The sequence below is a fragment of the Pseudomonas sp. CCI1.1 genome, assembly GCF_034348165.1.
Lineage (GTDB): Bacteria > Pseudomonadota > Gammaproteobacteria > Pseudomonadales > Pseudomonadaceae > Aquipseudomonas > Aquipseudomonas paracarnis.
Genome location: NZ_CP133780.1, coordinates 1,995,982 through 2,018,468, shown reverse-complemented (window position 1 = coordinate 2,018,468; position 22,487 = coordinate 1,995,982). Strand labels below are relative to the sequence as shown.

Sequence of the window (22,487 nt, the reverse complement as noted above, 5' to 3'; positions counted from 1 at the left end):
AGAAATAAAAATAATTGTGATGCACCAGATTGAGACCTGAAGGTTCTGGCAACTTGCGTATTGTTTAGCCTGACGCATGCGGCAAGTACCGCAGGTTCAATTGGAAAGCTGATAAACATCAGCACGTTATATAAGCGGTGCGGGTTCAGAGGCGGTTGTCGGCACGGTTATTGAGTGCACGGGCAGTTGGCCGGAACCCTGGATGTCATGTTGTCGATGCGGTACTCCGGCCACCTGAACCTGGCGTGCAGGTGAGCAACAATAATTTAAAAAAAACCGTGGAGCGGCCATGCAACAGAACAGATCGCAAGTCATCGAGCGCAACGGCCTGTACGAACTCGACGCCGGCCCCGACGTCCTCGACAGCCCTCGCTACAACCACGACATGGCACCCACCAAAGTGCACGAGCGCACCTGGAACAAATGGCACATCACGGCGCTATGGGTCGGCATGTCGATCTGCGTGCCCACCTACACCCTGGGCGGGGTGCTCACGGCGTATTTCGGGCTGTCGGTGGGGGAGGCGCTGGTAGCGATCCTGCTGGCCAATATCGTGGTGTTGATCCCGCTGACCCTCAACGCGTTTCCCGGCACCAAGTACGGCATTCCGTTTCCGGTGCTGTTGCGTTCGTCCTTTGGCATCCTCGGCTCCAACGTACCGTGCCTGATCCGCGCGCTGGTGGCCTGCGGCTGGTTTGGTATCCAGACGATGTTCGGCGGGCTGGCGATCCACCTGTTCCTGGGCTCGATTTTCGACGGCTGGAAAGCCCTCGGCGGTACCGGAGAGGTGATCGGTTTCATGCTGTTCTGGTGCTTGAACCTGTGGGTGGTGCTGCGTGGCGCCGAGTCGATCAAGCGCCTGGAAACCTTGTCGGCGCCGTTGTTGGTGGCGGTGGGGGTTGGGCTGCTGGTATGGGCGATGCCCAACGTGTCCCTCAGCGAGTTGATGGCGATCCCACCCAAGCGCCCCGAAGGCGCCAGCCTCACCGGTTACTTCATGGCGGGGCTCACGGCGATGGTGGGTTTCTGGGCCACATTGTCATTGAACATTCCGGATTTCAGCCGCTACGCCAAGAGCCAGAAAGACCAGATTCTGGGGCAGATTTTCGGCTTGCCGCTGACCATGTTCCTGTTCGCTGCCCTCGGCGTGGTGATGACCGCCGCCTCGGTGAAACTGGTGGGGGTGAGCGTCTCCGACCCGGTAAGTCTGATCGGGCATATCCAGAGCCCGGTGTGGGTGGCCATCGCCATGGCGCTGATCATCGTCGCAACCTTGTCCACCAACACCGCGGCGAACATCGTCTCGCCCACCAACGACTTCCAGAACATTGCGCCCAAGCTGATCAACCGCACCACGGCGGTGATCCTCACCGGCCTGGTAGGGCTGGCGCTGATGGCCCATGAACTGCTGAAAAAACTCGGGCTGATCGTCTCGGACGTGAGTCTTGAAACCGTGTATTCCAATTGGCTGCTGGGCTATTCAAGCCTGCTGGGGCCGATTGCCGGGATCATGGTGGTGGACTATTTCATCACCCGCAGACAACAGTTGGACCTGGCCGGCCTGTACCGCGACGACGTGTACCCGGCCTGGAACTGGAGCGGCTTTATCGCCTTTGGCGTACCGGTGGTGCTGACGCTGCTGTCGCTGGGCAGCGATGCGTTCAGCTGGTTCTACAGCTACGGCTGGTTCACCGGCTCGGCGTTGGGCGGGGTGTTGTATTACGGCTTGAACGCCAAGCGCGGGGCGAGCCCGATCACCGCCAAGGCGCCGTTGTAAACCACGGTCGAGGTGGGAGCTGGCTTGCCTGCGATAGCGGACTATCAGTTAAAGCCGTGTCGCCTGACACACCGCCATCGCAGGCAAGCCAGCTCCCACAGTTGACCGCGTCAATTCATAAGAACCTGTAGCCTGAGGAGACCCCCCCATGAACGCTGCCCTCGACGTTCTGCAATCGCCCCATCAGCACATCAACCGCGACCGTCTGTGGCAGTCGCTGATGGACCTGGCCGAATTCGGCGCCACGCCCAAGGGCGGTGTGTGTCGCCTGGCCCTCACCGACCTCGACCGCAAGGCTCGCGACCTCTTCGTGCAGTGGTGTGAAGCGGCGGGTTGCACCGTGACCATCGACGGCATCGGCAATATCTTTGCGCGCCGCCCCGGTCGCAATCCCGACCTGCCACCGGTGATGACCGGCAGCCATATCGACACCCAGCCCACCGGCGGTAAGTTCGACGGTTGCTTCGGCGTGCTGGCCGGTGTGGAAGTGCTGCGCACCCTCAACGACCTCAAGGTGGAAACCGAGGCGCCGCTGGAAGTGGTGGTGTGGACCAACGAAGAAGGCTCGCGCTTCCCGCCGTGCATGATGGGCTCAGGGGTGTTTGCCGAGAAGTTCAGCCTGGCCGATACCCTGGCCAAGGTCGATGCGGACGGCGTGAGCGTGGAGGAGGCGTTGAACGCGATTGGCTATGCGGGAACGCGGCCGGTCAGCGGGCATAAGGTCGGCGCGTATTTCGAGGCCCATATCGAACAAGGGCCGATTCTGGAGGATGAACACAAAACCATCGGCGTAGTGCTCGGCGCCCTCGGGCAAAAGTGGTTCGACCTGAAGCTGCGCGGTGTTGAGGCCCATGCCGGCCCTACACCCATGCACTTGCGCAAGGACGCCCTGGTCGGCGCGGCAGCGGTGGTGGCCGCCGTGAACGCGGCGGCGTTGGCGCACCAGCCCCATGCATGCGGCACGGTGGGGTGCCTGCAAGCGTATCCGGGATCGCGCAACGTGATTCCCGGTGAAGTGCGCATGACTCTGGATTTTCGTCATCTTGAACCGGCGCGGCTGGATTCGATGATTGCCCAGGTGCGTCAGGTGATCGAAGACACCTGCGCCAAACATGGCTTGAGTTTCGACATGCAGCCTACGGCGGACTTCCCGCCGCTGTACTTCGACAAAAGCTGCGTGGAGGCGGTGCGCAATGCCGCCAATGGCTTGGGCTTGTCGAACCTGGACATCGTCAGCGGGGCAGGGCACGACGCGATCTTCGTCGCTGAGCTGGGCCCGGCGGGGATGATCTTTGTGCCGTGTGAAGGCGGCATCAGCCATAACGAAATCGAAAATGCCGCGCCGGATGATCTGGCGGCGGGGTGTGCGGTGTTGTTGCGGGCGATGGTGGCCGCTTCAGCGGCCATCGCCAGCGGCCAGCTCGCGGCCTGATCGTTCCCACGCTCCGCGTGGGAATGCACCCTGTGACGCTCCGCGTCACGATTTTAGAGGCAGACGCAGAGCGTCCTGAGCGGCGTTCCCACGCAGAGCGTGGGAACGATCATTAACCCGGCTGCCAGCCGCCGCCCAGTGCGGTCAACAACCCTACGCTCGCCTGCAATTGCCGGGTCTGCACCGCCTGCAACGTTCTCTGTGCCTGCAACGCGGCGGTTTGGGCGGTGACCACATCCAGATAGCTTACTGCCCCGGCCTGATAGCTGTTCATCGCCAAGGCCTGGGTATGTTGCGCCGCCTCTGCCGCCGCTTGCTCGTCCTCGGCTTGCTGCTGCAGATCCCGCAGTTGCGCGAGGTTATCTTCCACCTCGCGCACGGCTTTCAATACGTGGCTACGGTACTGTGCCGCGGCCTCCTCGAACTCGGCCTTGGCCTGGCGCTCGTTGGCGCTCAAGCGCCCGCCGTCGAAGATCGGCAGGTTCATCAGCGGCCCCAGTGCCCAATACCGGTTGCCGGCGGACAGCAGGTTGCCAACACCTTGGGTCTGCCCGCCCAGCACACCGGTCAAACTGAAATCCGGAAACCACGCTGCCTTGGCCACGCCGATCGTTGCGTTGGCCGCAAACACGCGACGTTCAGCTGCGGCAATGTCCGGACGACGCTGCAGCAGGTGGCTGGGCAACTGCGCCGGAATGCCTGGCAACGCCATTAACTGCGAGCTGGGCGGCAGTGAAAACTCACTGGCCGTCACGCCCACCAATTCGCCGATGGCATGTTCGGCGAGGTTGCGCTGGCCACGCACTTCGTCCAGCTGCGCCTTGGCTTCGGCCAGTTGGTTCTGCGCGCGGGTCAGGTCCAATTCCGAGGCAATCTGGCCTTCATAACGGCTGCGGGTCAGTTGCAGCGCCTGGCTGAAGTCTTGCAACGAAGTGCTCAGGATTCGGCGCTGCGCATCCAGCCCATTGAGCTGCACATACAGGCTCGCCAACTGCTGTTGGAGGCTCAAGCGCACCACCGCCAAATCATCAAAGGACGCTTGTGCCTGGGCATCGCCCGCGGCGACCTGGTTGCGGATTCTGCCCCACAGGTCGAGGTCGTATCCCAGGGAGAACCCAGCGGTATTGCTGTTGTACACCGACGGCTGTGTAGTACCGCGTAACGGTCGTGAATCCGATTGACGCAGGCGCAGCGGTTGCACGCTGGCGGTGATTTGCGGGAAAAGGCCCGCGTGCAGTTGACTGGCATAGGCCTGGGACGCATCGAAGTGCGCCAGCGCCGCGGCCAGGTCCGGGTTGGCCTTGAGCAGTTGCTGCTGCAGCGCGTTCAGGCGCGAATCGTTGTAGAGCTGCCACCACTGGGGCGCCAGTTGGTCTGACGGTTGCGCGCTGTGCCAGGGGCCATCGCTGGTTTGTTCGCGGTAGTGGGCGGGCAGGTCAATCGACGGCACCGTATAGGTGGGCGCCATCGAGCAACCCTGCAACGCCAGCACCATCAGTGCCGCCAGCGACTTAAGCCTTGGGCGCATGCGCACCTCCCGAGGCGGCGGCCAGTTGCACTGGGTCGCCTTCGCGCAGGGCGTCGGGCGGGTTGTCGATGATGCGGTCAGCAGGCTTCAGGCCTTGGTCGATCACCAGGCGCTCGCCGAGGTCCAGGCCAATATGAATGTCTTGCAGGTGCACATGATTGCGCCCGTCCAGCACCGCAACCTGGGTGCCCTGGGCGCGGAAGATCAAGGCGCTGGCCGGGATGCTTACGCCATGGGTGTCAGCCGGAATCGGTAGGGTGACTTCGGCGTAGTCGCCCGGCAGCAGTTCGCCGTTGGGGTTGTCGGCGACGAACTGGGCCAGCAGGGTGCCGGAGCGGCGGTCGATGGCGGTGGAGTCACCGATCAGGCGTGCCTTGAAATGCTCGCTGGGGTGCTCGGGGACGGTCAGTTCGGCCTCAAGGCCCGCATGAATGACCGCTGCATAGTTCTGCGGCACCGGCACGTACAAGCGCAATTGGTGGGTGTCGGCAATGTTGAACAGTTCTGGATCGCTGGCGTTATCGGCTTTGATCAATTGGCCGATGTCCGTGTTGCGGGCGGTGATGGTGCCGGCGAACGGCGCGCGCAGGGTCTTGTAGCTTTCCAGGGCGCACAGTCGCGCATAGTCTGCTGCAGCGGCTTCGGTGTTGGCCTTGGCGGCTGCGGCGTTGGAGGTTTTCTCATCGGCGTCCTGGCGCGATACCGAATGGCTGGCCAGCAGGTTTTGCCAGCGGGTCGCCGTGGTGGCTGCCAGGCGTGCATTGGCTTGTTGCTGGATCAGGCGCGCATGGGCCTGGGCCAGTTGTTGGTCAAGGTCGGGGCTGTCGATTTCGGCGAGGATTTGCCCGGTCTTGACCTGGGTCCCGATGTCGACTTTCCAGTCCTTCAAGTAGCCGCTCACCCGCGCATGGATAGCCGCCTTGCTCCACGCCTCCAGGTGGGCGGGCAGGCGCAGGGTGTCACCGCCGGCGTTTGGCTTGGGTTGGAACACCATCACCTGGGGGACGGCGGCGGCTTCGGTCCAGGCAGTGACCGATTGCTCGTGCAGCGTACGCGCGTGCAGGCCGCTGGCGACCAGCAAGGCAGCCAACGTCAGGCCACCGACACCCAGGAGCATCAGGCGCTTGCGCGAGGGTTTTTGATCAGGCGACATGGGGCGTTTCTCCAGCAGTTGCGCGAGTAGGATGACGACCGTGGACCAGGCTGAAGACCACGGGAACAAACAACAAAGTGGCGACGGTGGCGAAGACCAGGCCACCGATGACCGCTCGGCCGAGCGGGGCGTTCTGCTCCTCGGAAATCGCCAGGGGCAACATGCCAATGATCATTGCCAGGGCGGTCATGCACACCGGGCGAAAGCGTGTGTAGCCGGCTTCCAGCGCGGCTTTCAACGCATCGCCGTGTTCGGCCAGGCGCTCACGGCAGAAGCTCACCACCAGGATCGAGTTGGCGGTGGCCACGCCCATGCACAAGATGGCACCGGTGAGTGCTGGCACCGACAACGAGGTGCCACTGAGGAACAGCATCCACACGATGCCCGCCAATGCTGCCGGCAACGCCGTGATGATCACAAAGGGGTCGGCCCACGACTGGAAGTTGACCACGATCAGCAAGTAGATCAGCACCACCGCGCCGAGCAGTCCGAAGCTCAAACCACTGAACGCCTCATGCAGCGCATCGATCTGCCCGTGCAGGCTGATGGTCGCGCCTTTGGGGCGCATGGACGCTGTGTCATCCAGCACCTTTTGCACATCGCGGGCCACACCGCCGAGGTCGCGACCTTGCACGTTGGCGTACAGGTCCAGGGTCGGTTCGATGTTGTAGTGGGTCACCACGGCCGGGCTTTGTACCCGGGAAATAGTCGCCACGCCGCCGAGAATTTGCGCCTGCCCATCGGCACCGGTCACCGGCAGCGCTTCCAGGGACGGCAGGCTGTCGAGACGGTATTGCGGGGTAGCGGCGACGATGGAGTAAGACACGCCATTGGCCGGGTTGAGCCAGAAGGTCGGCGCGGTTTGCGAGCTGCCGGCGAGGGAGGCGACCATGCTGTTGGTAACATCACGCTCGGTAATGCCCAGGCCGTTAGCGCGCATGCGGTCCACGTTTACTTGCAGCGAGGGGTAGCCGGTGGACTGCTGGATGCGCAGGTCGGCAATCCCCGGTACATGTTGCAAGCGCCGTTCAAGCTCGACGGCATAGGCGCGGTTTTCGGCGTCATTGCGCCCGGAGATTTTGACGTCCAGCGGGGCGGGGGCGCCGAAGTTGAGGATCTGGCTGCTGATGTCGGCGGGCAGGAACGCAAAGTGGCTGCCGGGGAAACTTTGCGGCAGGGCTTCGCGCAGTTTTTTCACATAGTCGACGGTGGGCGCGTGGTGCGTTTTCAAGCTGACTTGAATATCGCCATCCTGCGGGCCGATGGTGCCGCTGCTGCTGTAGGCCATGTCGATGCCGCTGAGCGGAATGCCAATATTATCGACGATGGTGTCCAGCTCTTCGGCGGGGATGACCTCGCGGATCCGCGCTTCGATGCGGTCGAACGCCGCGGCGCTTTCCTCGATGCGCGTGCCCAGTGGCAAGCGCACATGCAGGGCCAAGGCACCCGCATCGGTGGCCGGAAAAAAGTCCTGGCCCAGGCTCGGCAACAACAGGAACGACGCGAGTACGCAGGCCAGGAACCCGACAATGAAGCGCTTGCGTGCGCCCAGTGCCAGCGTCAGCAGGCCATGGTAGGTGTCGCGGACATTGGAAAAGTGCCGCTCGAATCCCTGTTGAAAATTCAGCACCGATTGCAGCAACGCATTGCGTGGTTTCGGGTGTTGTTCACCCTCGTGGTGATTGATGAATGCATCTTCCGGATGATGCCCCGCGCCTGGCTCCGGCCTATGCGGTTTGAGCAAAAACATCGCCAGTGTCGGCACCAGGGTGCGCGAGAGAATGAACGAACTGGCCATGGCAAAGATCACCGCCAGCGCCATTGGCCGGAACAGGTAACCGGCGATGCCTTGCAGCAAAAACATCGGCACGAACACGATGCAGATGCACAACAGCGAGACGAACGCCGGGCCGACGATTTGCGCGGCGCCGTCGAGAATCGCGGCCTTCACCGCCTTGCCTTGCTCCAGGTGCCAGTTGATGTTTTCGATGGTCACCGTGGCGTCGTCCACCAGGATGCCCACCGCCAACGCCAGCCCGCCCAACGTCATGACGTTGAGGGTTTGCCCACTGACAGCCAATAGCGCGATGGCCGAGAGCACCGCGAGGGGAATCGACGCGGCGATGATCAAGGTCGAGCGCCAACTGCCGAGAAACAGCAGGATCATCGCACTGGTGAGCAGTGCAGCAATGATGCCTTCCTGGGCCACGCTGCCCACCGACTGCTTGACGAACGCCGAGGCATCGCCCAGCAGCGAGGTTTTCAGCGACGGCGGCAGGGTTTCGTTGATGCGCGGCAGCATCTGCCGGATACCATCGATGATCGACAGGGTGGAGATGCTGCCGTTTTTCAGCGCCGGCATCAGCACGGCGCGATGGCCGTCGACCCGCACGATATTGGTTTGCGGCGGTGAACCGTCGCGCACGTGGGCCACTTGGCCGATGGTGATCAGCGCCCCGTCAACCGTCTTGATCGGCAGGTCGTTGAGTTCATCGATGGCCTTGGGGCTGTTATTGAGCAGGATCGTGTATTCGTTGAGGCCCAGCTTGGCGGTGCCCACCGGGATGATCTGGTTCTGCAGCGCCAGGGCATTGCCCACATCCTGGGCCGACAAGCCTTTGGCGGCCAGCGCCTGAGGGTCGAGGTCGAGGGTGATCTGCCGTTGCTTGCCGCCCATCGGTGTAGGCATGGCCAGGCCAGGCAGGGCGCTCAAGGGCAGGCGGATATTGTTCTGCACCAGGTCGCGAATTTTGGCTTCCGACAGGCTGGGGCTGGAAAACGCCATTTGCAGGATCGGCACCGTGGAGGCGCTGTAGTTGAGGATCAGCGGCGGGGTGATGCCCGGTGGCATTTGCTTGAGCACAGTCTGTGACACCGCCGTGACCTGGGCGTTGGCGGTACGGATATCGACGCCAGGCTGGAAGAAGATCTTGACGATGCCCATGCCGGGCAGCGATTGCGACTCGATATGTTCGATGTCGTTGACGGTGGTGCTCAGGGAGCGTTCGTAGGTGTAGATCACCCGGCCGGCCATGGCGTCCGGGGACAGGCCGTTGTACTGCCAGACCACGGCGACCACGGGAATGCCGATATCGGGAAAAACATCCGTGGGCGTGCGCAGGGCCGCCATCGGCCCGATGATGCAGATGAATATAGCCAGCACGATGAAGGTGTACGGCTTGTGCAGTGCGGTCTTTACCAGCCCGAGCATGCGTGAGTCTCCGAGAAGAGCAGGATTGCAAACCCCGGCAGTCTTGACCGACCCACCTAACACGCACCTTTCAGCCAGGTGAAGGAAGTTTTAGTCAAGGGCTGAAGATACTTTCATAGGGATTCATTTGTTCCAGGAAGGGCGGCTGATCAAGCTTGTCAGCCATCGGATACGCCCTTTTTACATCTGCCCTTTGGAGCCCTGTCATGTCACTTAAACCACTGTTGTTAGTTCCCGTCCTTGGCTTTGTCTGTTTGTTGTCGGCGTGCGCCGGCCCGATCCCCAAGGCGGACCCCAGCCAAGCCTGGATCGGCTTGCAGGAAGAAGCGCCGAATGACCTGATGGCCGAGCGTGTCGATGGTAAGCGGGTGGACGATGGGCGCTATTTTGAGGTGACCCCGGGGGACCATCGCCTGGACGTGACTTTATTTGAAGACGAGCCGGGTGATGACAACCAGCAGGACTGCCAGGGCCGCATTGAGTACAAGCATTTCAAGGCAGGTGAGCACTACACCCTGGTGGAGTCGAGCCTGGGCACCACGGTGCGTGCGTCCCTTGAGGACGGCCACGGCAAGGAAATTGCCGCCACCCAGGACTTCAATTGCATGCCTGGCTAGGCGTGATGCGCCGTCGTCTTGCGTGGCTCGGCGGGTTCAGCAGGTTTGACGTGGGGATGATGATGCCGGCGCGTCACGCGCATGACCCCCCATAGCATGGCGGCGGCGACGGCCAGCCAACCACAGATCAACAGGAAAATCGTTGTCGCAAGGCTCATTCGGGCCTCCTTTCGCCCACTTGGGGCACACACAGTCTTCTCAATGGACAGTCTAGCCAGCCGGCGGTTGCCTGCTATTGACCAATGGTCGAGTCTGTCCAACTTGTTTGCTCTATCAGCGCCGCTTTACTGGGCCAGTGGGCTATACCGGCGGGGCGGGGCGCCCTATGATCGGGGCCTTTACCGGCAGTTGATCAAGAGAGTGAAAAAATTGCGCTTACGGTCGAACCTTAAAACTTCCTTGCTGCTGGCCGTTGCCCTTGGGCTGGCGGCCTGTTCCAGTACCCCGTCGAAACTGCCAGGCTTGCCGGAGCGCGTTGAACTCAATGGCGTGCCAACCTTTCGCAGCGAGGCTTATCAGAGTGGTCCTGCGGCACTTGCCAGCATGCTGTCGCAACAAGGCATTGTCATGACACCGGGTTTGCTTGATAAACCACTGCGCCTGCCCGGCGCCGAGGCGGACCTTGAACGCAACATGCAGGTGCTGGCGCGTGAGTATGGGCTGATGGTGTACCCATTGGACGCCAAGCTGACCGCCGTGTTTGCCCAGGTAGCGGCGGGTTACCCGGTGATGGCGCGGATCAACGCCAGCTATTGGTCCGGGGCGCGTTATGTCGTGGTGGTGGGGTTCAACCAGCAGAAAAGTACCGTGCTGTTGCGCTCAGGCAAGGAGCGTCGATTGAGCATGAGCTTCAGCGACTTCGATTCGGCGTGGAAGGGCGCGGGCCATTGGGCCATCCTCACCCAGCGCCCGAGCCAGTTGCCGGCCAACGTGGATGCGCAGCGCTGGCGCGATGCGGCCAACGCCACGGCGCAGGCGGGGCAGGAGCAAGCGGCGGCCCAAGCGCTCAAGGTGTTGGCAGAGAAGAAGTGAAACTCAAATGTGGGAGCGGGCTTGCTCGCGAAGGCGCAGTATCAGTCGCTGAATGCTTAGGCTGACCCACCGCATTCGCGAGCAAGCCCGCTCCCACACTAAAATCGCTGTTTATCGACGTACTTCCGTAGCAGTCGCTCGATTCTTGAGGTTCTTATCGGCCTTGTAACGCAGCGCCACATCCGGCACGGCGCCGCCTTTGCCGGTCTCGACCCAGCTACGAATACGGCTGGCATCGGCAAAGTGGGTGAACTTGCCAAAGGCATCCAGGATTACCAGCGACACCGGGCGATTGCCCATGCTCGTCACCAGCACCAGGCAATGGCCGGCTTGGTTGGTGAAGCCGGTCTTGGTCAGCTTGATATCCCAATTGGCGCGGTTGATCAGGTGGTCGGTGTTGGAGAAGCCCAAGGTGTAGTTGGGCTTGCGGAACGACACAGTCTTTTCCTTGGTGGTGCTCAACTGGCTGAGCATCGGAAACTTGCGCGCGTAGGCCAGCAGCTTGCTCAGGTCGCGGGCGGTCGAGACGTTATGAATCGACAGGCCAGTGGGCTCCACGTAGTGGGTGCTGGTCATGCCCAGGGACTTGGCCTTGGCGTTCATCGCCGCGATGAAGGCCGAATAACCGCCTGGATAGTGGTGGGCCAGGCTGGCGGCGGCGCGGTTTTCCGAAGACATCAGCGCGATCAGCAGCATTTCCTTGCGCGGCATCTGGCTACCGATCTTCACCCGGGAGAACACGCCTTTCATCTCGGGCGTGTCGGTGATGTTGATGTCGATGTACTCGTCCATATTCTGCTTGGCTTCGAGGACGATCAGGCCGGTCATCAGCTTGCTCACCGAGGCGATGGGTACAACCACGTCGGGGTTGCTGGAATATATGACTTTATTGGTCTGCAAATCGACCAGCATGGCGCTGCCGGAGGCGATCTGCAGCTTGGAGGCGTCACGCGGGGCCAGGGTGGTTTCGGCGGCGTGGGCGAAGGTACCTGCCAAAGCAAAAAACAGGCTGACAATAGAAAGACGAATTTTCACGCGGATGAACTCGCTAAAAAAGTAAGGAAATGCCGTTGTAGAACGGATCTTGTGACAAATGACGTTACATTTTAGGAGTATGGATCAAAAACTGTCGAATGTTCTTCTAGAACCAGACGAAAGTGCTTAAAAACTAAGAAAAAACGGTTTTTTTACGTGATCGAGTAGGAGGCGGATTCACATCCGCCGTCCTCTCACACCACCGTACGTACGGTTCCGTATACGGCGGTTCAGGTTATACGGTTAAGTCGGTTTATCGTATCCAGTATCGAGACCAGCCCGAGGCGGTCCCACAGCTTCTTCGGCAACGCCTGATTCATATGGGGCGCTCCCGAGTTCCACCATGGGCCTCGGCCATTGACTGCCGATTTCCACGCCCGCGCCGCATTAAGTCCCAAGCGTATCAAGTTGCGCGCCCTCGTAGAGGGCCGCTTCCATTGACGCCAGACGATACAGCGAAGCTTGTGACGCACCCAGCCGTCCAATTCCTCAAGTGGCCGTCTGCTCTGGCTCAGCTTGAAGTAGCCCGCCCATCCGCGCAGCACGGGGTTTATCCGCTCGATGACAGTCGCCACCTTGTGGCCCCGCGCTTTACGTAGCAGCTCTCTGAGCCGGTCGCGCAAGCGACCCAGGCTCATCGTCGCCACTCTCAGTCTCGGTTGCTGATGCCAGCTCATCCCGTAACCCAAGTAATCACACATCCAAGACCCGGCTACTCGGCTCTTATCCCGATTCAGCGTTAGTTTCAGGCGCTGATTCAGGAAGCGCTCAACACTGGCCATCACTCGTTCGCCAGCACGAGGGCTGCGCACATAGATGTTCGCATCGTCGGCATAACGCACGAAGCGATGACCCCGCCGTTCCAGCTCGCGGTCGAGTTCGTTGAGCAGGATGTTCGACAGCAACGGCGAGAGCGGGCCGCCTTGCGGCGTCCCTTCCTGCCGTCGGCTGGCGATCCCACCCGACATCTCACCGGCTTGGAGGTACCGCCGGATCAGTCTGAGCACGCGTTTATCTACGATTTGGCGCGCCACGTACGCCATCAGGAGATCGTGGTTGACCCGGTCAAAGAATTTCTCAAGATCGAGTTCCACGCACCAGCGATGCCCTGCCGCCACATGGGCGCGGGCTGTCTCGATGGCTTGGTGGGCGCTTCTGCCCGGACGGAAGCCGTAGCTGTAATCCGAAAACAGCGGGTCGAAGATCGGCGTGAGCTGTTGCAGCAGTGCCTGTTGGATCAGGCGATCCACGACGCAGGGAATGCCCAGTTGTCGGGTGCCGCCTTTGGGTTTGGGGATGTCGACGGCGCGTACACCTTGCGGGTGGTATTCGCCGGCCAGCAACCTCCTCTGGAGGATCGGCCAATACTGATTCACGTAGTCCGCCAAGTCGTCGACCGTCATGCCATCGGCACCCGGCGCGCCCTTGTTGCTGACCACGCGCTGATACGCACGTCTGAGGTTGGCCGGTGCAAGCACCCGCGCCATCAGCGTGTCCGGCTCCGCGTTCGTCCACGTCACAGATGCCGTCGATACCTTTGCGCTGTCAGCCGTCATCCTCGGATTCTGTCCGGGACTCGGAGTCACAGTCTTCTCTTGGAGAAATTTCTGCATTTCGGTATTCAACGAGACTCTGACGCCTACTGGCGGCATAACCTGTTCGGCCCTTGGTGGCGCGGTTATTCGCCACTTACTACGGCTTCGGCTGACTTCTGCACGCTCATCCCATCGCCTCTCGACGCTCGGTAGCACACTGGCAAACGTGCAGATCTCCCAGGGTAATTCGCGCGACCTTCCTGCTTATGCCTGTCGGATCTACGTCACAGCGTTCCGTGCAAGTATTGGGCTTTGAAGATTTTGGCCTTCTTACCCCGCTGCGCCGCCTCTATCCGCTTCCTGTTCGTCAGGCCAGCATTTTGCCTCGGGCTTCCTTCAGATTCGCAGTCACCCGCGACACCCTTGCCTCTGGCTAACACTTCCCCTTGCCGGGTGTGTAGAGGACTTTCACCTCCCAGTCACCAGCGTGGCCACCACAGCCAAGCTGGTTGCGCTTGCGCGCAACGCGCCATGCCTGGCGCACCAATAAAAAGCCCTGCGCTAAGGCAGGGCTTTTTCATTACGCCTGGTTATTAACCGTGCAGGGTTTCCGCTGCGTACAAGGTGTTTTCCAGCAGGCAGGCCCGGGTCATGGGCCCGACGCCGCCTGGCACTGGCGTGATCCAGCCAGCGCGGGGCAGGGCGGTTTCATACACCACGTCGCCCACCAACTTGCCGTCTTCCTGGCGGTTGATGCCCACGTCGATGACGATGGCGCCTTCCTTGATCCACTCACCCTTGACCAGGCCTGGCTTGCCGGCGGCGACTACCACCAGGTCAGCGCGGCCGACGTGGCCGGCCAGGTCCTTGGTGAAGCGGTGGGTGACGGTCACGGTGCAGCCGGCCAGCAGCAACTCCATGGCCATCGGGCGACCGACGATGTTCGATGCGCCCACCACCACAGCGTCAAGGCCATACAGGTCGACACCGGTGCTTTCCAGCAGCGTCATGATGCCTTTGGGGGTGCATGGGCGCAGCAGGGGAATGCGTTGGGCCAGGCGGCCGACGTTATAAGGGTGGAAACCGTCGACGTCTTTGTCCGGGCGGATGCGCTCCAGCAGCTTGGAGGCGTCCAGGTGCTCTGGCAGTGGAAGTTGCAGCAGGATGCCGTCCATGTTCGGGTCATCGTTGAGGCTGTCAATCAGGTCGGTCAGGGCCTGTTGAGTGGTGTCCGAAGGCAAGTCATAGGCCTTGGAAATAAAGCCGACCTCTTCACAGTCTTTACGCTTGTGCGAGACATAAACCTGAGAGGCAGGATCGCTGCCGACCAGGATCACCGCGAGGCCAGGCGTGCGCAGGCCTTGCTGGCTGCGCTCGGTGACTCGTTTGGCGATCTGCTGGCGCAGGCTGGCGGCGATTGATTTGCCGTCGATAAGTTGTGCAGTCATTACGCGTGATTAACCATCGAGAGGGGGAAGAAAAGTGCGCGCATTCTCGCATGCCAAGGCGCGAGGGCAAAGGCGCTTGGTCTGCAAATTGCCCTAACCCCTTAAATAAAATCAGTTTTTTTCAAAAAAGATTTGACGGGTTTCCGGGGCATCTATACTATTCGTCGCACTTGTCGGGCACAGCCTAGCACTGGTTAAGAAGGTCGAGCAGAATAGTTGTACTGCAAGGCTGGAAGCACTTAGTTTGTAATCCTCCAAGAGTACAGATTAATAAGGCGCCCGTAGCTCAGCTGGATAGAGCATCCGCCTTCTAAGCGGATGGTCGCAGGTTCGAGTCCTGCCGGGTGCGCCATTAGGCAGCTTTGGCACAAGTAGCGCTATATGGTGGGCGTAGCTCAGTTGGTAGAGCACGGGATTGTGACTCCCGTTGTCGAGGGTTCGATCCCCTTCGTCCACCCCATATTCTGAAAAGGCGCCAGATTTAACAGTCTGGCGCCTTTGCTTTAAGAGCTTCAAGCGCGGATGTGGTGGAATTGGTAGACACACTGGATTTAGGTTCCAGCGCCGCGAGGCGTAAGAGTTCGAGTCTCTTCATCCGCACCAATTAAAGCTTTTCCCGGTCGTCAGGCGGGGCAGGGCTCAACAAAGAAGTGGTTTGGTTTCTTTGTTAACGCAATATGGTGGGCGTAGCTCAGTTGGTAGAGCACGGGATTGTGACTCCCGTTGTCGAGGGTTCGATCCCCTTCGTCCACCCCATATTCGAAAGGCGCCAGATTTAACAGTCTGGCGCCTTTTTTGGTTTTGGCGGTTTGAGATTGGGTGGTCGCAGGTGCTGGGCTGCCCCGGCAGGGCGTGTCGTCGTATTTGTGTATCTCGATGATGCCGCGTTGCTTGCTCGCTCTGTTCGCAGGGCGGGCCGTCAGGGAGATGGATGCGTGTTCCTTCTATATATAGAGAGGGGCGGCGCAGAGCCCTGGCGCAATTTGGCTGTATTTGTCACCGGGGCGAGGTACTTCAGTGCTTTCGTACCGATAAATTGCCGGCTGTTTTCCGCTGTGTTTTCAGTAGGGTGACTTCTTGAGTTTGACCCACTAGAATGCATGCCCTTGATTGGGGTCGGAAATGGCCGGCTAATGTCTGTGCAACGAGGAATATCCATGCAAGTTTCTGTTGAAAATACTACTGCTCTCGAGCGCCGCCTGAGCATCACCGTGCCGGCAGAGCGTATCGAGACTGCGGTCAACAAGCGTCTGCAGCAGACTGCCCAAAAGGCCAAGATCGCTGGTTTCCGTCCAGGCAAAGTGCCGATGAGCGAAATCAAGCGTCGTTTTGGTGCCGATGCGCGCCAGGAAGCTGTAGGTGACGTGATCCAGGCTTCTTTCTACGAAGCCGTTGTCGAGCAAAAGCTGAACCCGGCAGGCTCGCCTTCGATCGAGCCCAAGTCCCTGGAAGCGGGCAAGGACCTGGAATACGTTGCCGTATTCGAAGTGTTCCCGGAATTTGAAGTGGCCGGTTTCGACGGTATCGAAATCGAGCGTCTGAGCGCCGAAGTGGCCGATTCGGACCTGGACAACATGCTGGAAATCCTGCGCAAGCAGAACACTCGTTTTGAAGTGGCCGACCGTGCCGCCCAGAACGAAGACCAACTGAACATCGATTTCGTTGGCAAGGTTGACGGCGAAGTCTTCGCTGGCGGCTCCGCAAAGGGCACTCAACTGGTGCTGGGTTCCAACCGCATGATCCCTGGTTTCGAGGACGGCCTGGTTGGCGCCAAAGCCGGCGAAGAGCGCGTTCTGAACCTGACTTTCCCTGCTGACTACCAGAACCTGGACCTGGCTGGCAAAGCCGCCGAGTTCACCGTTACCGTCAACAGCGTTTCCGAGCCTAAGCTGCCAGAGCTGAACGAAGAGTTCTTCGCCCAGTTCGGCATCAAGGAAACCGGCATCGAAGGCTTCCGCACCGAAGTTCGCAAGAACATGGAGCGTGAGCTGCGCCAGGCTATCAAGTCCAAGGTCAAGAACCAGGTCATGGACGGTCTGCTGGCCGCCAACCCGATCGAAGTGCCTAAGGCCCTGCTGTCCAACGAAGTGGATCGTCTGCGCGTTCAAGCGGTTCAGCAGTTTGGTGGCAACATCAAGCCTGACCAACTGCCGGCCGAGCTGTTCGAAGAGCAAGCCAAGCGCCGCGTTGTGCTGGGCCTGATCGTGGCTGAAGTGGTCAAGCAGTTCGACCTCAAGCCAGACGAAGACCGCGTTCGTGAAATGATCCAGGAAATGGCTTCGGCCTACCAGGAGCCTGAGCAGGTCGTGGCTTGGTACTACAAGAATGAGCAGCAGATGAACGAAGTACGTTCGGTTGTGCTGGAAGAACAAGTTGTGGATACTGTTCTGCAGAAGGCTAAGGTGACCGATAAAGCGGTCTCTTACGAAGAAGCAGTCAAACCGGCGGAAGCAGCACAAGCCGACTGATTGTCCAACTCGTTGGAAATTCAACCATAAGCCAGCCTCGCGCTGGCTTATGCGTTTTCAAGACATGACTATTTGGGAGTAACTGCAGAGCATGTTCCGTAATTCCTATATTCAGCAGAACTCTGATATCCAGGCCGCAGGCGGCCTGGTCCCGATGGTTGTCGAGCAGTCCGCTCGTGGCGAACGCGCCTACGACATCTACTCGCGCCTGCTCAAGGAGCGAGTGATCTTTCTGGTTGGCCCGGTAGAGGACTACATGGCCAACCTGATCTGTGCGCAATTGCTGTTCCTTGAAGCGGAAAACCCGGACAAGGACATCCATCTCTACATCAACTCACCGGGCGGTTCGGTGACTGCGGGCATGTCGATCTACGACACCATGCAGTTCATCAAGCCAAACGTGTCGACCACCTGTATTGGCCAGGCGTGCAGCATGGGCGCCTTCCTGCTGACTGCGGGTGCCGAAGGCAAGCGTTTCTGCCTGCCGAACTCGCGCGTGATGATTCACCAGCCGCTGGGCGGTTTCCAGGGCCAGGCGTCGGACATCGAAATCCACGCCAAGGAAATCCTCTTCATTCGTGAGCGTCTCAACACGCTGATGGCCAAGCACAGCGGGCGCACCCTGGAAGAAATCGAGCGCGATACCAACCGTGACAATTTCATGAGCGCTGAAGCCGCCAAGGAATACGGGTTGATCGACGCAGTGATCGACAAGCGCCCCGCTTAATATAAGCCGCTCAAAATAGGGCTGGTCGGCATGTCTGACCACTGGCGGGCTTGAAAAAGCCCGCATAAGCCTTCATCTTGTGTTGCAAGCCTATCGGATTTGGATCGAACGAATGACTGACACCCGCAACGGCGAGGACAACGGCAAGCTGCTCTATTGCTCCTTCTGTGGCAAAAGCCAGCATGAAGTACGCAAATTGATTGCCGGCCCCTCGGTGTTTATCTGCGACGAATGCGTCGACCTGTGCAATGACATCATCCGTGAGGAGGTGCAGGAAGCCCAGGCCGAGAGCAGTGCGCATAAATTACCTTCGCCTAAAGAAATCAGCGGCATCCTTGACCAGTACGTCATTGGTCAAGAACGTGCAAAGAAGGTTCTGGCCGTAGCGGTGTACAACCACTACAAGCGCTTGAACCAGCGTGACAAGAAAGGTGATGAGGTTGAACTCGGCAAGAGCAACATCTTGCTGATCGGTCCTACAGGCTCGGGTAAAACCCTGCTTGCAGAAACCCTCGCTCGCCTGCTGAACGTTCCGTTCACCATCGCCGACGCCACCACCCTCACCGAGGCTGGCTACGTGGGTGAAGATGTCGAGAACATCATTCAGAAACTGCTGCAGAAGTGCGACTACGACGTAGAGAAAGCCCAGATGGGTATTGTCTACATCGACGAGATCGACAAGATCTCGCGCAAGTCTGATAACCCGTCGATCACCCGGGACGTTTCCGGTGAAGGCGTGCAGCAGGCCCTGTTGAAACTGATCGAAGGCACGGTTGCGTCCGTACCGCCGCAAGGTGGTCGCAAGCATCCGCAGCAGGAATTCCTTCAGGTTGATACGCGTAACATCCTGTTCATTTGTGGCGGTGCGTTCTCCGGTCTGGAGAAGGTGATTCAGCAGCGTTCCACCCGTGGCGGCATTGGTTTCAGTGCGGAAGTGCGCAGCAAGGAAGAGGGCAAGAAGGTGGGCGAGTCCCTGCGTGAAGTCGAGCCTGACGATCTGGTCAAGTTCGGTCTGATCCCGGAATTCGTTGGCCGTCTGCCGGTCCTGGCCACGTTGGACGAGTTGGATGAGGCGGCTTTGATCCAGATCCTCACCGAGCCGAAAAACGCCCTGACCAAGCAATACGGCAAATTGTTCGAGATGGAAGGTGTAGACCTCGAGTTCCGGACCGACGCGCTGAAATCGGTGGCCAAGCGAGCACTGGAGCGTAAGACCGGTGCACGTGGCCTGCGTTCTATCCTCGAAGGCGTGTTGCTCGACACCATGTACGAAATCCCCTCGCAGTCTGAGGTGAGTAAAGTGGTGATCGATGAAAGCGTGATCGAAGGCAAGTCCAAGCCACTGTATATCTACGAAAACAGTGAGCCGGCTGCCAAGGCTGCACCCGACGCATAAGCGTTCAGCAGTTGCGGTACAAGCAAGGGGCCTCTAGGGGCCCCTTGTCTTTGGGGGCGTTTCTTAGGGCGGTGGTTAAATTCGCGTGTATTCATGCGTTTAACTACTGGCATTGAGCTTGTTTTTTTTGCATGTAACCCCCATCTTGGTTTCAAGCTTATTTTTGAACTGTCATAGAGGCGAAATCATGAAGACAACCATCGAATTGCCTCTCCTGCCGTTGCGCGATGTCGTCGTCTATCCGCACATGGTTATCCCGCTGTTCGTGGGGCGCGAGAAGTCTATCGAAGCCCTCGAGGCCGCGATGACGGGCGACAAGCAAATCCTGCTGTTGGCCCAGAAGAATCCTGCTGATGATGATCCGGGTGAAGATGCCCTGTATCGCGTCGGCACCATTGCCACTGTCCTGCAATTGCTCAAGCTGCCCGATGGCACCGTCAAGGTGTTGGTCGAAGGTGAGCAGCGCGGTGCCGTAGAGCGCTTTATGGAGGTGGACGGCCACCTGCGCGCGGAAGTGGCGCTGATCGAAGAAGTCGAAGCCCCGGAGCGTGAATCCGAGGTGTTCGTGCGCAGCCTGCTGTCGCAGTTCGAGCAATATGTGCAGTTGGGCAAGAAAGTCCCGGCTGAAGTCCTGTCTTCGCTCAACAGCATTGATGAACCGAGCCGCCTGGTCGACACCATGGCTGCACACATGGCGCTGAAGATCGAGCAGAAGCAAGACATCCTCGAAATCATCGACCTGTCGGCCCGTGTCGAACACGTATTGGCGATGCTGGATGGCGAAATCGACCTGTTGCAGGTTGAGAAGCGTATCCGTGGCCGCGTGAAGAAGCAGATGGAACGTAGCCAGCGCGAGTACTACCTGAATGAGCAGATGAAGGCCATTCAGAAGGAGCTCGGCGACGGCGAGGAGGGCCACAACGAAATCGAAGAGCTGAAAAAGCGTATCGATGCCGCTGGCCTGCCCAAAGACGCCCTGACCAAGGCCACCGCCGAGCTGAACAAGCTTAAGCAGATGTCGCCAATGTCGGCCGAAGCCACTGTGGTGCGCTCGTATATCGACTGGTTGGTGCAAGTGCCGTGGAAGGCCCAGACCAAGGTGCGCCTGGACCTGGCCCGTGCTGAAGAGATTCTCGACGCTGACCATTACGGTTTGGAAGAGGTCAAGGAGCGCATCCTTGAGTACCTCGCCGTGCAAAAACGTGTGAAAAAAATCCGCGGTCCGGTGCTGTGCCTGGTCGGGCCTCCAGGTGTGGGTAAAACTTCCCTGGCGGAATCGATTGCCAGCGCGACTAACCGCAAGTTCGTGCGCATGGCCTTGGGTGGCGTGCGTGACGAAGCTGAGATCCGTGGTCATCGCCGTACCTACATCGGTTCGATGCCAGGAAGATTGATTCAAAAGATGACAAAAGTGGGTGTACGCAACCCGCTGTTCCTGCTCGATGAAATCGACAAAATGGGCAGCGACATGCGTGGCGATCCGGCGTCGGCCTTGCTCGAAGTGCTTGATCCCGAGCAGAACCATAATTTCAACGACCATTACCTGGAAGTCGACTACGACTTGTCTGACGTAATGTTCTTGTGCACCTCCAACTCCATGAACATTCCGCCAGCCTTGCTGGATCGGATGGAGGTGATTCGTCTGCCGGGCTACACCGAAGACGAGAAGATCAACATCGCGGTCAAGTACCTGGCGCCCAAGCAGATTTCGGCCAACGGCCTGAAGAAGGGCGAGATCGAATTCGAGGTCGAGGCGATCCGTGACATCGTGCGCTACTACACCCGCGAGGCCGGTGTACGGGGCCTTGAGCGCCAGATCGCGAAGATCTGCCGCAAGGCGGTGAAGGAGCACGCGTTGGAAAAACGCTTCTCTGTGAAGGTGGTCGCCGATTCCCTGGAACACTTCCTGGGCGTGAAGAAATTCCGCTACGGCCTGGCCGAGCAGCAGGATCAGGTCGGCCAGGTGACTGGCTTGGCGTGGACCCAGGTGGGTGGCGAATTGCTCACCATCGAAGCGGCGGTGATTCCGGGCAAAGGCCAGTTGATCAAGACCGGCTCCCTGGGTGATGTGATGGTCGAATCCATTACGGCCGCGCAGACCGTGGTACGCAGCCGCGCCCGCAGCCTGGGCATCCCGCTGGACTTCCACGAGAAGCACGACACCCATATCCACATGCCGGAAGGGGCGACCCCCAAAGACGGCCCTAGCGCTGGCGTAGGCATGTGCACGGCGCTGGTATCAGCGTTGACCGGCATTCCTGTGCGCGCCGATGTGGCGATGACCGGAGAAATTACCCTGCGTGGCCAGGTATTGGCGATCGGTGGTCTGAAAGAGAAATTACTCGCTGCGCACCGAGGTGGAATCAAGACCGTGATCATTCCTGAAGAGAATGTTCGCGACTTGAAGGAAATTCCTGACAATATCAAGCAGGATCTTCAGATTAAACCGGTTAAATGGATTGACGAGGTCCTGCAAATTGCGCTGCAATACGCGCCGGAGCCCTTGCCGGATGTGGCCCCGGAGATCGTCGCGAAGGACGAAAAACGCGAGTCCGATTCCAAGGAAAGAATTAGCACGCATTAATGTGTTGGAGCCTGGGGGGCTTCCTTGACAGCTTTTTAGAGCCCTTGTTATAAAGCGGCTCTTAAGTGTCTGTAGGCCATTCAGCACTGGTTTTGCTTTTTACCAAAAAACTTAGAATCATACTCAATAGATATATAAGGGGACTTAGAGTGAACAAGTCGGAACTGATTGATGCTATCGCTGCATCCGCTGATATCCCGAAAGCTGCTGCTGGCCGTGCGCTGGACGCAGTAATCGAATCCGTCACTGGCGCTCTGAAGGCCGGCGACTCCGTGGTACTGGTAGGCTTCGGTACTTTCTCTGTGACTGACCGCCCAGCTCGCACTGGCCGTAACCCACAGACCGGCAAAGCACTGCAAATCGCTGCTGCCAAGAAACCAGGTTTCAAAGCCGGTAAAGCCCTGAAAGAAGCCGTTAACTAAGCTTCGTTCAAGCCTTTGCTTACCCGGGTCGGACGCAGGTCTGGCCTGGCAGCGGAGCGGTAGCTGACCCACGTATCGGGTCGCCACGCCGGGGGTGCAGATTCGAACCCCCGTCCGCTCCG

Annotated in this window: 16 protein-coding genes and 4 tRNA genes; 13 read left to right on the top strand and 7 right to left on the bottom strand. The window is 59.6% G+C overall.

Annotated elements, in window-relative coordinates:
• Positions 1–289: 289 nt before the first annotated feature.
• Entirely contained in the window at positions 290–1,777 is a 1,488-nt protein-coding gene (locus RHM69_RS08640) for an NCS1 family nucleobase:cation symporter-1 (RefSeq protein WP_019818076.1), read from the top strand.
• A 148-nt stretch (positions 1,778–1,925) separates the two neighbouring features.
• Entirely contained in the window at positions 1,926–3,209 is a 1,284-nt protein-coding gene (locus RHM69_RS08635) for a Zn-dependent hydrolase (protein WP_200599277.1), read from the top strand.
• A 112-nt stretch (positions 3,210–3,321) separates the two neighbouring features.
• Here the strand turns inward: RHM69_RS08635 and RHM69_RS08630 are convergent, their stop codons facing one another.
• From RHM69_RS08630 to RHM69_RS08620, 3 genes are read right to left on the bottom strand one after another with little or no spacing between them, the layout of a single operon-like run.
• Positions 3,322–4,737: an efflux transporter outer membrane subunit gene (locus RHM69_RS08630; protein ID WP_058410682.1), complete on the bottom strand. Its 1,416-nt coding sequence runs from the start codon at positions 4,735–4,737 to the stop codon at positions 3,322–3,324.
• Positions 4,721–5,890: an efflux RND transporter periplasmic adaptor subunit gene (locus tag RHM69_RS08625; RefSeq protein WP_038450589.1), complete on the bottom strand. Its 1,170-nt coding sequence runs from the start codon at positions 5,888–5,890 to the stop codon at positions 4,721–4,723. The genes RHM69_RS08630 and RHM69_RS08625 overlap by 17 nt, the downstream gene beginning before the upstream one ends.
• Positions 5,880–9,101 (bottom strand): efflux RND transporter permease subunit, encoded by a 3,222-nt coding sequence (locus tag RHM69_RS08620; protein ID WP_200599275.1) that lies wholly within the window; start codon positions 9,099–9,101, stop codon positions 5,880–5,882. Before RHM69_RS08620 ends, RHM69_RS08625 begins: the two co-directional genes overlap by 11 nt.
• Positions 9,102–9,307: 206 nt before the next feature.
• Between RHM69_RS08620 and RHM69_RS08615 the strand changes: the two genes are divergently transcribed.
• Positions 9,308–9,718: a hypothetical protein gene (locus RHM69_RS08615; protein ID WP_003192269.1), complete on the top strand. Its 411-nt coding sequence runs from the start codon at positions 9,308–9,310 to the stop codon at positions 9,716–9,718.
• On the opposite strand, the gene RHM69_RS08610 is transcribed toward RHM69_RS08615, so the two are convergent.
• Entirely contained in the window at positions 9,715–9,876 is a 162-nt protein-coding gene (locus RHM69_RS08610) for a hypothetical protein (protein ID WP_003192266.1), read from the bottom strand. The genes RHM69_RS08615 and RHM69_RS08610 overlap by 4 nt on opposite strands.
• Positions 9,877–10,087: 211 nt before the next feature.
• Between RHM69_RS08610 and RHM69_RS08605 the strand changes: the two genes are divergently transcribed.
• Positions 10,088–10,750 (top strand): cysteine peptidase family C39 domain-containing protein, encoded by a 663-nt coding sequence (locus tag RHM69_RS08605; RefSeq protein ID WP_014718991.1) that lies wholly within the window; start codon positions 10,088–10,090, stop codon positions 10,748–10,750.
• A gap of 111 nt (positions 10,751–10,861) precedes the next feature.
• Here RHM69_RS08605 and pbpG read toward each other — a convergent pair whose 3' ends face one another.
• The 3 genes from pbpG to folD form a co-directional block, all read right to left on the bottom strand.
• On the bottom strand, positions 10,862–11,785 hold the full coding sequence (gene pbpG, locus RHM69_RS08600) for a D-alanyl-D-alanine endopeptidase (protein WP_014718990.1): 924 nt from the start codon (positions 11,783–11,785) through the stop codon (positions 10,862–10,864).
• Between the two features lie 230 nt (positions 11,786–12,015).
• Entirely contained in the window at positions 12,016–13,437 is a 1,422-nt protein-coding gene (ltrA, locus tag RHM69_RS08595) for a group II intron reverse transcriptase/maturase (RefSeq protein ID WP_011805433.1), read from the bottom strand.
• Between the two features lie 476 nt (positions 13,438–13,913).
• Entirely contained in the window at positions 13,914–14,768 is an 855-nt protein-coding gene (gene folD, locus RHM69_RS08590; RefSeq protein WP_014718989.1) for a bifunctional methylenetetrahydrofolate dehydrogenase/methenyltetrahydrofolate cyclohydrolase FolD, read from the bottom strand.
• Positions 14,769–15,043: 275 nt separating this feature from the next.
• Between folD and RHM69_RS08585 the strand changes: the two genes are divergently transcribed.
• From RHM69_RS08585 to RHM69_RS08545, 9 genes are all read left to right on the top strand, one after another.
• A tRNA-Arg gene (locus RHM69_RS08585) sits at positions 15,044–15,120 on the top strand.
• A 32-nt stretch (positions 15,121–15,152) separates the two neighbouring features.
• A tRNA-His gene (locus RHM69_RS08580) sits at positions 15,153–15,228 on the top strand.
• Positions 15,229–15,286: 58 nt separating this feature from the next.
• Positions 15,287–15,371 (top strand) — tRNA-Leu (locus RHM69_RS08575).
• A gap of 77 nt (positions 15,372–15,448) precedes the next feature.
• A tRNA-His gene (locus RHM69_RS08570) sits at positions 15,449–15,524 on the top strand.
• 401 nt (positions 15,525–15,925) lie between these two features.
• Positions 15,926–17,236 (top strand): trigger factor, encoded by a 1,311-nt coding sequence (gene tig / locus RHM69_RS08565; RefSeq protein WP_014718988.1) that lies wholly within the window; start codon positions 15,926–15,928, stop codon positions 17,234–17,236.
• Positions 17,237–17,327: 91 nt separating this feature from the next.
• Complete coding sequence (clpP, locus tag RHM69_RS08560) at positions 17,328–17,963, top strand: ATP-dependent Clp endopeptidase proteolytic subunit ClpP (protein ID WP_003192255.1); 636 nt, start codon at positions 17,328–17,330, stop codon at positions 17,961–17,963.
• Positions 17,964–18,075: 112 nt separating this feature from the next.
• A complete protein-coding gene (gene clpX, locus RHM69_RS08555; protein ID WP_003192254.1) occupies positions 18,076–19,359 on the top strand; it encodes an ATP-dependent Clp protease ATP-binding subunit ClpX in 1,284 nt (427 codons plus the stop codon).
• Positions 19,360–19,546: 187 nt separating this feature from the next.
• Positions 19,547–21,943, top strand: a complete 2,397-nt coding sequence (gene lon, locus RHM69_RS08550) for an endopeptidase La (protein ID WP_003192252.1) — start codon at positions 19,547–19,549, stop codon at positions 21,941–21,943.
• Positions 21,944–22,092: 149 nt separating this feature from the next.
• Entirely contained in the window at positions 22,093–22,365 is a 273-nt protein-coding gene (locus RHM69_RS08545; RefSeq protein WP_003174819.1) for an HU family DNA-binding protein, read from the top strand.
• The last annotated feature ends 122 nt before the right edge of the window (positions 22,366–22,487 follow it).

What these genes read in the sequence shown, in the direction of transcription:
- tig (WP_014718988.1), top strand. Translation starts at nt 15,926, where the DNA reads ATGCAAGTTTCTGTTGAAAATACTACTGCTCTCGAGCGCCGCCTGAGC.
- RHM69_RS08620 (WP_200599275.1), bottom strand. Translation starts at nt 9,101, where the DNA reads ATGCTCGGGCTGGTAAAGACCGCACTGCACAAGCCGTACACCTTCATC.
- ltrA (WP_011805433.1), bottom strand. Translation starts at nt 13,437, where the DNA reads ATGCCGCCAGTAGGCGTCAGAGTCTCGTTGAATACCGAAATGCAGAAA.
- RHM69_RS08640 (WP_019818076.1), top strand. Translation starts at nt 290, where the DNA reads ATGCAACAGAACAGATCGCAAGTCATCGAGCGCAACGGCCTGTACGAA.
- clpX (WP_003192254.1), top strand. Translation starts at nt 18,076, where the DNA reads ATGACTGACACCCGCAACGGCGAGGACAACGGCAAGCTGCTCTATTGC.
- lon (WP_003192252.1), top strand. Translation starts at nt 19,547, where the DNA reads ATGAAGACAACCATCGAATTGCCTCTCCTGCCGTTGCGCGATGTCGTC.
- RHM69_RS08625 (WP_038450589.1), bottom strand. Translation starts at nt 5,890, where the DNA reads ATGTCGCCTGATCAAAAACCCTCGCGCAAGCGCCTGATGCTCCTGGGT.
- RHM69_RS08610 (WP_003192266.1), bottom strand. Translation starts at nt 9,876, where the DNA reads ATGAGCCTTGCGACAACGATTTTCCTGTTGATCTGTGGTTGGCTGGCC.
- RHM69_RS08615 (WP_003192269.1), top strand. Translation starts at nt 9,308, where the DNA reads ATGTCACTTAAACCACTGTTGTTAGTTCCCGTCCTTGGCTTTGTCTGT.
- RHM69_RS08635 (WP_200599277.1), top strand. Translation starts at nt 1,926, where the DNA reads ATGAACGCTGCCCTCGACGTTCTGCAATCGCCCCATCAGCACATCAAC.
- clpP (WP_003192255.1), top strand. Translation starts at nt 17,328, where the DNA reads ATGTTCCGTAATTCCTATATTCAGCAGAACTCTGATATCCAGGCCGCA.
- folD (WP_014718989.1), bottom strand. Translation starts at nt 14,768, where the DNA reads ATGACTGCACAACTTATCGACGGCAAATCAATCGCCGCCAGCCTGCGC.
- RHM69_RS08630 (WP_058410682.1), bottom strand. Translation starts at nt 4,737, where the DNA reads ATGCGCCCAAGGCTTAAGTCGCTGGCGGCACTGATGGTGCTGGCGTTG.